This is a genomic window from Nakamurella sp. GG22 (assembly GCF_052976845.2).
Genome location: NZ_JBRIIO020000008.1, coordinates 21,409 through 33,418, shown reverse-complemented (window position 1 = coordinate 33,418; position 12,010 = coordinate 21,409). Strand labels below are relative to the sequence as shown.

Annotated in this window: 11 protein-coding genes; 6 read left to right on the top strand and 5 right to left on the bottom strand. The window is 70.1% G+C overall.

Annotation, left to right across the window (positions count from 1 at the left end; all coding sequences use genetic code 11):
- Nucleotides 1–27: 27 nt before the first annotated feature.
- Nucleotides 28–687, bottom strand: a complete 660-nt coding sequence (locus ACVBEQ_RS10725; protein ID WP_447153118.1) for a response regulator transcription factor — start codon at nt 685–687, stop codon at nt 28–30.
- A gap of 430 nt (nt 688–1,117) precedes the next feature.
- Between ACVBEQ_RS10725 and ACVBEQ_RS10720 the strand changes: the two genes are divergently transcribed.
- Both ACVBEQ_RS10720 and ACVBEQ_RS10715 read left to right on the top strand, forming a co-directional pair.
- A complete protein-coding gene (locus tag ACVBEQ_RS10720; protein ID WP_447153117.1) occupies nt 1,118–1,624 on the top strand; it encodes a DUF1269 domain-containing protein in 507 nt (168 codons plus the stop codon).
- A gap of 8 nt (nt 1,625–1,632) precedes the next feature.
- Nucleotides 1,633–3,117, top strand: a complete 1,485-nt coding sequence (locus ACVBEQ_RS10715) for a DUF2252 domain-containing protein (RefSeq protein WP_447153116.1) — start codon at nt 1,633–1,635, stop codon at nt 3,115–3,117.
- Between the two features lie 93 nt (nt 3,118–3,210).
- Here the strand turns inward: ACVBEQ_RS10715 and ACVBEQ_RS10710 are convergent, their stop codons facing one another.
- On the bottom strand, nt 3,211–4,377 hold the full coding sequence (locus ACVBEQ_RS10710) for an XdhC family protein (protein WP_447153115.1): 1,167 nt from the start codon (nt 4,375–4,377) through the stop codon (nt 3,211–3,213).
- A 74-nt stretch (nt 4,378–4,451) separates the two neighbouring features.
- Between ACVBEQ_RS10710 and moaA the strand changes: the two genes are divergently transcribed.
- The 4 genes from moaA (at nt 4,452) to ACVBEQ_RS10690 (ending at nt 8,058) form a co-directional block, all read left to right on the top strand.
- Entirely contained in the window at nt 4,452–5,546 is a 1,095-nt protein-coding gene (moaA, locus tag ACVBEQ_RS10705; protein WP_447153114.1) for a GTP 3',8-cyclase MoaA, read from the top strand.
- A gap of 61 nt (nt 5,547–5,607) precedes the next feature.
- The gene (locus tag ACVBEQ_RS10700) at nt 5,608–5,910 is read left to right on the top strand and encodes a MoaD/ThiS family protein (RefSeq protein WP_447153113.1); all 303 of its coding nucleotides are present in this window, start codon (nt 5,608–5,610) and stop codon (nt 5,908–5,910) included.
- A gap of 185 nt (nt 5,911–6,095) precedes the next feature.
- Complete coding sequence (locus tag ACVBEQ_RS10695; RefSeq protein WP_447153112.1) at nt 6,096–7,061, top strand: hypothetical protein; 966 nt, start codon at nt 6,096–6,098, stop codon at nt 7,059–7,061.
- A gap of 226 nt (nt 7,062–7,287) precedes the next feature.
- On the top strand, nt 7,288–8,058 hold the full coding sequence (locus tag ACVBEQ_RS10690) for an HpcH/HpaI aldolase family protein (protein WP_447153111.1): 771 nt from the start codon (nt 7,288–7,290) through the stop codon (nt 8,056–8,058).
- 29 nt (nt 8,059–8,087) lie between these two features.
- On the opposite strand, the gene ACVBEQ_RS10685 is transcribed toward ACVBEQ_RS10690, so the two are convergent.
- From ACVBEQ_RS10685 to ACVBEQ_RS10675, 3 genes are all read right to left on the bottom strand, one after another.
- The gene (locus ACVBEQ_RS10685) at nt 8,088–8,669 is read right to left on the bottom strand and encodes a dihydrofolate reductase family protein (protein ID WP_447153110.1); all 582 of its coding nucleotides are present in this window, start codon (nt 8,667–8,669) and stop codon (nt 8,088–8,090) included.
- A gap of 63 nt (nt 8,670–8,732) precedes the next feature.
- A complete protein-coding gene (locus ACVBEQ_RS10680; RefSeq protein WP_447153109.1) occupies nt 8,733–10,634 on the bottom strand; it encodes an ABC transporter ATP-binding protein in 1,902 nt (633 codons plus the stop codon).
- A 279-nt stretch (nt 10,635–10,913) separates the two neighbouring features.
- On the bottom strand, nt 10,914–11,783 hold the full coding sequence (locus ACVBEQ_RS10675) for an alpha/beta fold hydrolase (protein WP_447153260.1): 870 nt from the start codon (nt 11,781–11,783) through the stop codon (nt 10,914–10,916).
- Nucleotides 11,784–12,010: the final 227 nt, after the last annotated feature.

Here is a 12,010-nt window from a genome sequence, read left to right as displayed (position 1 = left end):
GTCGACCGGGCCACTCGTGCCCGGCAGCTAGGACCGCTCGCCCCACTGGGTCCGCTCGTTGGCGATCGCCACGGCCTCCAGCCGGGAGTGCGCCCCCAGCTTGTTCATGATCGACTGGATGTGATTGCGCGCGGTGGCCGGCGCAACGAACAGCGCCTCCGCGAGTTCGGCGGTGCTCTTACCCGCAACGAGCAATCCCAGAACCTCGCGCTCACGGCTGGTGAGGCCGTCGCTGACCCGCTGGCCCCGTTGGCCCAGTCTCGGCAGCAGCCTGCGCAGGACGTCGGGGGTGATCACCGCTTCATCGTTGGCGGCCGCCCGGACGGCACTGACCAGGCTCGCTGCGCGCTTTCCCTTGGTGATGACTCCGGCCGCTCCCGCCTCGATAGCGTTGGCCAGCACGTCGTCGCTGTCCACCGCGGTGACCATCAGCACCTTCGTCCGCGGACTCACCGCAAGCATCTCCGGGAGGATCGTCGTACCGAGGCCGTCGGGCAGGCGCTGGTCGAGCAGCAGCACCACCGGCCGGTGCCGGGCGACCGAGGCCACTCCGGCGGCGCAGGTTCCGGCGACGTCCACCACGCTGATGTCGTCCATCGCATCCAGCGCCGCGGCGATGCTGTCGGCGACCAGCAGGTGGTCATCGACGATCACCACGGTGATCGGCGGCCGGTCGGGTTCCGTCATCGCCGATCCCCCGGATCGGGCTCGCATACGGAGTCGTTCACGAATCGTCACCTCGGGCGGGTACGGGTGCGAGACAGTAACGCATTGTGCACCGGCGACTACTCTACGCGAACGATATCGTTTCGCCCGATACTTTCCCCCGACGGGCCGACGCCGGTCGCCGGCGACCGCGGGCAGATGGTCTGCGGCGCAACGAAAGCCGGGCCACTGCGGCCGCCGGCTTCAACCGGCGTTATCACCCGGACGGGGTGGAACGAGCCGTGCGAACGAGCCGATCTCATCCGTAACGGAGCAGTCGGACAATGCGGTCGTTGTGATTCAATCGTCAGGCACGGCACACGGGCCGCCGTGCCTGCCCACCCGCGCTGATCGACGTGAAGATTCCTCGCCGGCGCAGGTCCGGCTCCCCGCCCGGCACAGGAGGAATTGCATGTCTGAACTCATCGTCATCGGCTACGACGACCACGAGAAGGCGACCGCCGCCTACAACGAGGTCATGGCGCTGCAAGGCGATTTCGTCGTCGACCTTCGAGGCCTGGCCATCGTCACGGTCGACGCGGAGGGCAAGAGCCACGTCGAGACCCCGCAGAAGATCGTCGGGATGAGCGCCGCCTCCGGTGCGCTCTGGGGCATGTTGATCGGCCTGCTGTTCTTCGTGCCGTTCGTCGGCATGGCCCTCGGCGGCCTGATGGGCGCCCTGTTCGGCAAGCTCGGCAAGACCGGCGTGAACGAGGAGTTCCGCTCGCAGGTCCAGTCCCTGCTCGAGCCGGGCAAGGCTGCCGTCGTGATCATGGCCGCCAAGATCACCGAGGACAAGTTCGCCGATCGGATGAAGCCGTACGGCGGGACCCTGCTGAAGACCTCGCTGTCCGACGAGGACGAGAAGGAACTGGCCCACGAACTCGGCGCCACCGGGGCGGCGGCACCGCAGGCCTGATCGCCCGCATGGCGCCTTCCCGGACGACCGAACCCGCGTCCCCCGTGATCCGGCCGGGACCTCCGGCGACCGCCGGATACGCCCGCCGGGTCCGGGCGGAACGGGCCACCCACGACGAGCGGGCGGCCGCCGGGAAGGCGCTGCGGCACGTCGTGCCGCTGTCCGCACACGCCGAGACGACGCGCGGCGCTCGACCCGATCCGCTGGCGGTGCTGGAGGCCCAGGCGGCGGCGAGAGTGCCGCAACTCGTCCCGATCCGGTACGGACGGATGTTGGCCAGCCCGTTCACTTTCTTCCGCGGCGCGGCGGCCGTGATGGCGGCCGACCTGGGCTCCACGCCGCACTCTGGGCTGATGGTGCAACTCTGCGGAGACGCGCACCTGAGCAATTTCGGCTTCTACTCCACGCCCGAGCGCAACCAGGCCTTCGACATCAACGACTTCGACGAGACCTATCCGGGACCGTTCGAGTGGGACGTCAAACGGCTGGCCGCGAGTGTCGCGGTCGCGTCCCTGGTGAGTGGCTTCTCGCCCAAGAAGGCGTCGGCCGCGGCGCTGGCATCGGCCGCGGAATACCGGCAGGAGATCCGCCGGCTGGCCCCGCTGGGCAACCTGGAGGTGTGGTACTCGCACCAGGACATCCCGGCCCTGCTGAAGGACATCAAGCAACGGGTCGGATCCGCCGCCCAGCGGCACCTCAACGCGGGCCTGACCAAGGCCAGGTACCGGGACAGCAACGACGCGCTGCGCAAGCTCTGCGTCACCGTCGACGGGCAGGTGCAGTTCAGGAACGACCCGCCGTTGATCATCCCTGGCGAGGAACTGCTGGCCGCCTGGGGCGAGGACGTCGAACGCTGGTACGGGCAGATCCGGTCGATGATCGCCGACTACCGCGAAGGCCTCCAGTCGGACCGCCGGCACCTGCTCGATCAGTACGCGTTCGTCCAGCTCGGCTTCAAGGTGGTCGGTGTCGGCAGCGTCGGAACACGCGCCTACATCGTCCTGATGGACGGGGCCGGACCGGGCGACCCGCTGATCCTGCAGGCCAAGGAGGCGTCCCGGTCGGTGCTGGCCGACCACGTGACGCCCGCGACGGACTACCCCAACCAGGGTGAGCGAGTGGTGCACGGCCAGCGACTGACCCAGATGACGAGCGACATCTTCCTCGGCTCGCAGCGGGTGCACGGCATCGACGGCCAGGACCGGGACTTCTACATCCGGCAGTTGCGGGACGGCAAGGGCTCGGTGGTGGTCGAACAGCTCGACCCGGCGACGATGGCGTTCTACGGCGGGCTGTGCGGCAAGACGCTCGCCCGGGCACATGCCAGGTCAGGCGACCGGGTCGCGATCGCCGCGTACCTCGGCCGGTCGGACGCCTTCGACCGCGCGATCGCCGACTACGCCATGCACTACGCGGAACTGAACGAACGCGACCACGCCGAGCTCCGGCTGGCCGCCGACGACGGCCGGATCATCGCCCGCGAGGGCATCTGACGCCCGGCTGTGTCAGCGGGCGGCTCTGTCTGCGGGCGGCTCTGTCTGCGGGCGGCTCTGTCAGCGGGCGGCTCTGTCAGCGGGCCGGCTGTGTCAACGTTCCGAGGGGGCGCCGATCGGATCCGTGGAGGCCTGTGCGATTGGCAGCCGGTGGATTGCCCCGGAGGTTTCCGTCAGCGGCCGTCCGGCACCGTCCCAGCGGCGGGCGATGATCTCTGCCGCGATCGAGATCGCAGTCTCCTCAGGGGTTCTCGCACCCAGATCGAGTCCGATCGGTGATGACAGGCGGCTCAGCTCGACGTCGGTCAGCCCGGCCTCGCGGAGCCGGTCGATGCGGTCGAGGTGGGTCTTGCGCGATCCCATCGCGCCGACGTAGGCCACCGGCAGCCGCAGGGCGTCGGTCAGCACGGGCACGTCGAACTTGGGGTCGTGGGTCAACACGCAGATGACGGTTCGGCCGTCGAGCGCGCCGGCTTCGACCTGAGCCCGGAGGTACCGGTGCGGCCAGTCGACGATCACCTCGTCGGCCTCCGGGAACCGCTTGCCGGTGGCGAACACCGGGCGGGCGTCGCAGACCGTCACCCGATACCCGAGGAAGCTGCCCACCCGGGCGACGGCCGCCGCGAAATCGATGGCCCCGAAAACGAGCATCCGCGGCGCGGGGGCGAAACACGAGACGAAAACCGACAGGCCCTCGCCGCGGCGTTGGCCGTCCGGTCCGTAGGTCAGCGTCGCGGTCCGGCCGGTGGCGAGCAGGCCGCGGACGTCATCGCGGAGGGCGTCGTCGATCCGGGTGCTGCCCAGCGTCCCGGCGGAGTCGGCGGTCCAGACGACGAGGTGCCGGCCGATTTGATCGGGTCGGCCGGCGGTGATGGTCGCCAGCGCGACCGGTTCGCCGGCGAGGACGGACGCCGCCAGCACGCCGAACTCCGGAAAGCTCCGCTGCGACAACGCCTCGACGAAGATGTCGATGATGCCGCCACAGGTCAGGCCGACGGTGAAGGCGTCGTCATCGGTGATGCCGTACCGCTGCAGGACCGGCCCGTCGCGTTCTCCGGTGAGAATCGAGGTCGCCAGTTCGTACACGGCCCCCTCCACGCACCCACCGGAGACGGAGCCGACGGCGGTGCCGTCCGGACCGACCAGCATCGCCGCCCCGGCCGGTCGCGGGGCGGACCGGAAGGTGCCGGTCACCGTGCCGACGCCGACCGTCTCGCCGGCTTCCCACCAGCGCAGCAGTTCCGCAACGACCTCACGCACGGCGACCTCCCGCTCGGCATTTCTTCCACTATGACCCATTCGCTGCTGCCATCGTGCGCGGCTACTCTGAGTCGATGACTCCTGTCGCGCTCGGTATCCCCGTGGTGGGAGCGTCGACACCCGGATCGCCGTCCGTTCCCGGCAGTGCACTCGCGACGTCCGCCGCCCGCGGCGACTCCCCCCATCTGATCGATCCGTACGGCCGCCGGGCGCGGGACCTGCGGGTCTCGCTGACCGATCGTTGCAACCTTCGCTGCACGTACTGCATGCCGGCCGAGGGGTTGAACTGGCTGCCCGGCGACGACTTGCTGTCCGACGACGAACTCGTCCGGATCATCGATGTGGCGGTCCGCACCCTTGGCATCGAGGAGATCCGGTTCACCGGCGGAGAACCGTTGCTGCGCAGGGGCATTGTCGAGCTGATCGACCGCGTCGGCCGGCTCACGCCGAGGCCGGAGATGTCGCTGACCACGAACGGCATCGGCTTCGCCCGCCGGGCCGCCGACTTCGTCGCGGCCGGGCTGGACCGGATCAACATCTCGCTCGACTCACTGGACCGGGACACGTTCACCCGGTTGACCCGACGCGACCGTCTGCAGGACGTTCTCGATGCGCTGGCGGCGGCGGTCGACGCCGGCCTCGCCCCGGTCAAGATCAACACCGTGCTGATGCGCGGGGTCAACGATCACGAGGCTCCGGCACTGCTGCGATTCAGCCTCGACCACGGCTACCACCTCCGGTTCATCGAGCAGATGCCGCTGGACGCCGGGCATTCCTGGACCAGGGAACGGATGGTGACGGCGGACGAGATCCAGGCCTCGCTGTCCGGGCACTTCGACCTGACGCCGCACCCCGGTGCCCGGCTGGGGGCGCCCGCCGAACTCTTCGAGGTGGACGGCGGGCCTGCCACGGTCGGCATCATCGCCTCGGTGACCCGACCGTTCTGCGGCGACTGCGACCGCACCCGGCTGACCGCGGACGGCCAGGTCCGCACCTGCCTGTTCTCGCGGAGCGAGACCGACCTACGGGCGCTCGTTCGCGGCGGAGGCCGCGACGAGGACATCGCCGCGGTCTGGCGCACCGCAACCTGGGGGAAGCTGCCGGGTCATGGCATCAACGACCCGTCCTTCCTGCAGCCGGACCGGCCGATGAGCGCGATCGGTGGCTGACAGGCGGGGGCCGATCGAGTCGCCACTTCCGGGCCCTTCAAACGCGGCGAAGGACCCGGAAGTGGCGACTCGACGCGGATCCAGCCCGGGCGTCGTCCAGGTGACGGTGCGCTACTTCGCCGCCGCCCGTGCCGCCGCCGGGGTGCCGGAGGAACGGCTGACGATCCCGCTGCCGACCGGCACCGAGCGGTCCTGCACGGTGGCGTCGGTGCTCGCCGCGGCGACCGAACGCCATGGCCCGCCGCTCGCGCGGGTCCTCGAACGGTGCAGTTTCCTGCTGGACGAGGTGGCTGTCCACACTGCAGCGACAGCTGTCCGTGACGGGCAGGCGCTCGATGTGCTGCCGCCCTTTGCCGGCGGCTGATCCGCTGCCGACGCAGCCGGCCGGCCACGATCGGATTCGGTGACAGCCGGTGATCGGCGGCCGGTGAGCGTGTCCGCTACCGATGCCCTTGCGTCGGGGATACCGTTTGCTTGCTGGCGCGCGCTCCTGCGTCCTTCGCAGGCTGTGCACGTCATGACCGTTCGTTCGCGACCAGGAGGTCCGCAGTGTCCCAGCCCCCTCCCGGAGGTTCACCTCCGGACGAATCACCCGACGCCGGGGGCCCATCCGGCTCCTCCGGCCCCGGCGACCAGAGCGGCTCCGCACCGCCCCCGCCGGGCGGTTACCCACCCCCGAACCAGCCCCCGCCCGGTTACCAGCCGCCGCCCGGTTACCAGCCTCCGCCGGGCTACCAGCAGGCACCGCCGCCGCCCGGCTACCAGCAGGGTCCACCGCCCGGGTACCAGCAAGGACCGCCGCCCGGCTACCAGCAGGGACCCCCGCCCGGTGCGCAGCAGCAGGGACCGCCGCCGGGCTATCAGGGTCCACCGCCCGGGTACCAGCCACCGCCCGGGCAGGGCGCCTATCCGCCGCCTCCCGGCTACGGCCCGCCGCCGGGAGCACCACCCGGCTACGGCCCACCCGCCGGCTCCCAGGGCGCATACGGTCCGCCCGGCGGCCCCGGCTACCCGCCGGCCGGTGGCATGGCCAAGCCGTCGTTCGACGCCTCCAAGGTGACGATCGCCGGCTGGGGCGTGCTCGGCGCGTCACTGCTGACGCTGATCGCGAGCTTCTTCAGCTTCTGGTCGGTCAAGTACACCGGCATCGGGATCGCATCGGTCGGCCTGAACGGATGGTCGCTCTGGTGGTGGATCCCGGTGCTGCTGGCCATCGCGGTGGGCGTCGTCTACGCACTGCAGCTCTTCGGGGTGCTGAAGCCCGGCCAGGTGCGGCCGGAGTGGCTCGCCTACGGCGCGGCGGCCTCGTTCGTGCTGATGATCCTGGTGCTGCTGCAGACGTTCTTCTACGGGGGCGGCTACTCCGACGCGTTCGGTGACATCGGCATCTCCTACGGCCCGTCGTTCGGGGTGTTCTTCGCCCTGATCACCACGGCGGCGCTGACGTACTTCACCGCTCTCGCGGCGCAGGGTGCCGGCGCCAAGCTTCCGTTCAAGGTGCCCGGTCCCGCCTGATCGAGCCCGACAGGCGATTGACCTCAACCGGTGGCCGCGATCTGAAAGGGATCGCGGCCACCGGTGTCTCACCCGCGAGAATTCCGGTCGCAGCGAGGATGTCGGGGTCTGCCAGGAACGCACCGACCACGGACCACCACTGCCCCATGTGGTCAGCTCAAGGCAAGCGTCTGGGATCGTTGGTGCGACCACCCGGCCACCTGTACCGCGAAGGAGCACGACATCCGTGACCGCTGAGCACATCTCCGCATTCGCCCGGAGGGTCCGCGACCGGCAGCCGGTCTTCGGCTACTGGGTCGTGCTGGACGCACCTGTCGCCACCGAGCGGGTCGCGCGGCTGGGCTACGACTACGTCGTGCTGGACGGCCAGCACGGGCTGCTCGGCTACTCCGGCATCCTGCACGGCCTGACCGCCATCGATGCCGGCGCAACGTCCGTCGGGTTGGTCCGGGTGGAGGCGAACAACCCGACCCCGATCGGCCGCGCGCTGGATGCCGGCGCCGGCGGGGTCATCGTTCCGCTGATCGACACCGCGGCCGACGCCGCCGCAGCGGTCGGCGCGGCGCGGTACCCACCGACCGGCCGACGTTCGTTCGGACCGACCCGGGCGGCGCTGCGGATCGGACCGGCACCCGCGCATGCCGACGCGGCCGTGCTGGTGTTCGCGATGATCGAGACCGCTGCCGGCCTGCGGAACGTGGCCGAGATCTGCGCCATGCCGGGCCTGGACGGCGTGTACATCGGCCCCTCGGATCTGCGGCTCGCGCTCGGTGGTCGGACGCCGAAGGACCCTGCACTGGACGACGAGTTCGAGGCTGCGCTCGGCCGGATCCGGGAGGCGGCCGCGGAGGCCGGAGTCGCCGCGGGCATCCACACCTTCGACGGCCGGACGGCTGCGCGACGGCTGTCCGAGGGCTTCACCTTCGCGACGGTCGCCGCCGACCTGGAACATCTGGTGGGCATCGCGGCGACCCACCTCGCCGACGCCCGCGGCTGACTTGGTCCACCCGTACCCGCTCAGATCGGTCAGCGGCGCACCGGAAAGCGCAGGTGGAGCACCCGGTTTCCCTGAATCACCACGTCGGGATCCGCCAACAGGTGCTGGGCGTCGACCGACCCGAAATAGCGTTTGCCGGACCCGAACACGACCGGAACGATGTCCATTCGCACCTCGTCGACCAGCCCCGCGGCAAGCACCTGGCCACCGACGTCGCCCGCGGCGACCTCGACGATGCGGTCACCCGCAAGCTCCTGCGCCCTGGCCACGGCCGCCCCGACGCCTTCGACGAAGTGAAACGGCGCCTCGGGGTCCCAACCCTCGGGCGCCGGCCGGTGCGTCACGACGACCACGTGGTCGATCCCGCTCGGCGGCGTGCCGTCCCAGCCGTCCGTCATGTCGAAGACGCGGCGACCGGCGATCGTCACCGCGATCTGGTCCCAGTACGGCCGGATGTAGTCGTAGGAGGTCCGCGACACCTTCAGCACGCCGCTCTCGTCCAACGGAACGTCACCGCTGGTCAACCAGTCGAACAGCGGTCCGGGCTGGTCGCTTTCGTCCGCGACGAAGCCGTCCACCGACACCGAGCCGTACATGACCACCGTGCCCACGAGGCTCTCCTTTGCTGGGTGCCGCCAAATTAGCGCGTCGCGAGCCGGGGGTCCGCTCGGAGATCAATCGGCCGCAACGGCCCCGACGATCGCCGGGGCCGTGGCCTGCCGCTCGAACTGGGTGCGATAGAGCTCGGAGTACAGCCCGCCTTCGGCCATCAGTGCGTCGTGGTCGCCGGACTGGACCACCCGGCCGTTCTCCACCACCAGGATCTGGTCGGCACTGCGAATGGTGGACAACCGGTGCGCGATGACGAGCGAGGTCCGGCCCTCGAGCGCGGCGGCCAGCGCGCGCTGCACCGCGACCTCGGACTCGCTGTCCAGGTGCGCCGTCGCCTCGTCGAGGATGACGATCGCCGGTGCCTTCAACAGCACCCTGGCGATGGCGATGCGCTGCTTCTCGCCCCCGGAGAGCCGGTGCCCACGGTCGCCGACGACGGTGTCGAGGCCCTGCGGCATGGAGGCCACCAGGTCCCAGATCTGCGCCGCCCGCAGGGCCTCGATGATCTGCTGCTCGTCGGCGTCCGGCCGGGCGTACAGCAGGTTGCCCCTGATGGTGTCGTGGAACAGGTGCGCGTCCTGCGCGACGACCCCGATGGCATCACGCAGGGACTGCAACGTCAGGTCGCGGACGTCCACGCCGCCGATCCGCACCGACCCGGAGTCGACGTCGTACACCCGCGGAACCAGTTGCGAGATGGTGGTCTTGCCTGCACCGGACGGCCCGACGAGTGCTACCAACTGGCCCGGTTCTGCACGGAAATCGACGCCGTGCAGGACCGGGTGCCGGGGGGTGGTGTCCGGGATCGCCAGGTCCTCCAGAGATGCCAGCGACACCTCCTCGGCGCCGGGATAGGCGAAGTGCACGTCGTCGAACTCGATGGACTGCCGGCCCGCCGGCAACGGCTGCGCGTCGGGCTTCTCGGTGATCAGCGGCTTCAGGTCGAGCACCTCGAAGACCCGTTCGAACGACACCAGCGCGCTCATCACGTCGACCCGGACGTTGGACAGCGCCGTCAGCGGCCCGTACAGCCTGGACAGCAGCAGCGCCAGCGAGACCACCGCACCGGGCTCCAGCGAGCCGTTGATCGCGAGCGTGCCGCCGAGCCCGTAGGTGAGCGCCTGGGCCAGCGCGGCGACCAGGCCCAGCGCGACGATGAACACCCGCCCGTACATCGCGGTCGTCACGCCGATGTCGCGGACCCGTCCCGCCCGGTCGCTGAACGACGCCGCCTCGACCTCGGGCCGGCCGAACAGCGTGACCAGCAGCGCACCGGAGACGTTGAACCGCTCTGTGGTGGTTGTGTTCATCGAGGCGTTGAGGCCGTAACTCTCCCTGGTCAGCGCCTGCAGCTTCCGGCCGAACCAGCGGGCCGGCAGCACGAAGATCGGCAGCAGGATCAGCGACAGCACCGTGACCTGCCAGGACAGGGTGAACATCACCACCGAGGTCAGGATGAGCCCGATGACGTTGGCGACGATGCCGGACAGGGTCGAGGTGAACGCCTGCTGCGCGCCGATCACGTCGTTGTTCAGCCTGCTGACCAGCGCGCCGGTTTGCGTGCGGGTGAAGAAGGCCAGCGACATCTGCTGCACGTGCTGGAAGACCTGGGTGCGCATGTCGAAGATCAGGCCCTCGCCGATGCGCGAGGAGTACCACCGGGTCCCCAGCGACAGCAGGGCGTCCAGCACCGCAAGGCCGGCGATCACCCCGGCGATGATCAGCACCATCCGCACGGTGCCGCCGAGGCTGATCTCGTTGATCACCTGACCGGCCAGCAGCGGTGTCGCGACGCCGATCACCGAGGACACGATGGTGAGCAGCAGGAAGACCGCCAGCTCCTTGCGGTACGGCCGGGCGAACGACGCGACCCTGCGCAGGGTGCCCGGCGCGAGTTTCTTCTCCAGTACCGAACGGTCCTGGTGCATCATCCGCCGGGCGCCCATCCCGCCTGCTGCCGTCATCGGCACACCTCCTGGTGGTCAGACTGCTCAACCCGCAGGTTGCCACCTGACTTCCCGGAGCGGGCAGGTTCGGCGCCGATTCCGCCAGCGGTGAACGCGGTCGGCGCCGCCCAACTCCGGTGTTCCGCTGCCTCGCCTACGCCCCGGCCCCGCGTTGATCATGGCAAAACTCGCACCTTTGGCCCCCGACACGCCGCAAACGACGGGAGTTTCGTCATGATCAACAGCCACTGAGGGGCCACTGGGGTGGTGGTGGTCACGGGGTGGGAGGCGGGCCGGTCAGTCCTGCCGTGCGAAGAACCGGGCCAGCCGATCGGCCAGCTCGTCCGGAGCGTCCTCGGCCATGTGATGCCCGCTCTCGATCGGGCCGCCGGTCAACCGGTCGGCCCAGGGCCGCCAGATCCCGAGGACGTCGCCGTAGAGGTCCTCCAGGTCGTCCCGGGTCGACCACAGCACCATCGTCGGGCAGCCGATCGTCCGGCCCGCCGCGCGATCGTCGTCGTCGGCGGCGCGATCGACACCGAGTCCCGCGCGGTAGTCCTCCAGCATCGCCCGGATGGTGGCGGGATCGGAGATGGCGGCGGCGAAGTCGGCGTGGTTCTCCGCCCCCATCCGGGCCGGGTCGCCGCCGTACCACCTCTCCGGGTCCGCGAGGATGGCCCGCTCCGGCTTGTCCGGCTGGGCGAAGAAGAACCAGTGCCACCACGCCGTCGCGAAGCGCGCGTCGGCCCGCCGCAGGGCCTCGCCGATCGGGACGCAGTCCAGCAGGGCGAGAGCCGTCACCGCCGACGGGTGATCCAGCGCCAGCCGCATCGCCACGTAGCTGCCACGGTCGTGGCCGGCGAGCGCGAACCGCGGATGACCGAGAGTGCGCATCAGGGCAACGATGTCGGCCGCCATCGCACGTTTCGAGTACGGGGCGTGGTTCTCCGTCGTCGGTGGTTTCGACGATCGCCCGTACCCGCGCAGGTCCGGGCAGACGACTGTGAATCCCGCCGCCACCAGCAGCGGCGCGACCGCGTACCAGGTGGTGTGCGTCCGTGGATGGCCGTGCAACAGCACGACCGGCGGACCGGCGCCGCCGACCCGCACCCGCAGGTCGACATCTGCGCCGACCGCGACCGTGCTCAAGGCGAACCCGTCGAAGATCGTCATCTGCCGGAAACATGGGGGGTGACGGACATCCCGAAATGTTAGGCCGGTGCTGCCTGCAGCCGGAACACGCTGTTGCATAACGACTTCCGGAGGGACTCGGACGGGTTGTGTGCTACGCCGCAAGGATGGATCGGCTGCTGCCGCGGTGATTCGCCAAGTAGGCGTGTGACAATGGCTGTATCGATTCAGCCAGCATGGCGGATCGTTCGGACCAGCGGTCC

What these genes read in the sequence shown, in the direction of transcription:
- ACVBEQ_RS10715 (WP_447153116.1), top strand. Translation starts at nt 1,633, where the DNA reads ATGGCGCCTTCCCGGACGACCGAACCCGCGTCCCCCGTGATCCGGCCG.
- moaA (WP_447153114.1), top strand. Translation starts at nt 4,452, where the DNA reads ATGACTCCTGTCGCGCTCGGTATCCCCGTGGTGGGAGCGTCGACACCC.
- ACVBEQ_RS10725 (WP_447153118.1), bottom strand. Translation starts at nt 687, where the DNA reads ATGACGGAACCCGACCGGCCGCCGATCACCGTGGTGATCGTCGATGAC.
- ACVBEQ_RS10680 (WP_447153109.1), bottom strand. Translation starts at nt 10,634, where the DNA reads ATGACGGCAGCAGGCGGGATGGGCGCCCGGCGGATGATGCACCAGGAC.
- ACVBEQ_RS10720 (WP_447153117.1), top strand. Translation starts at nt 1,118, where the DNA reads ATGTCTGAACTCATCGTCATCGGCTACGACGACCACGAGAAGGCGACC.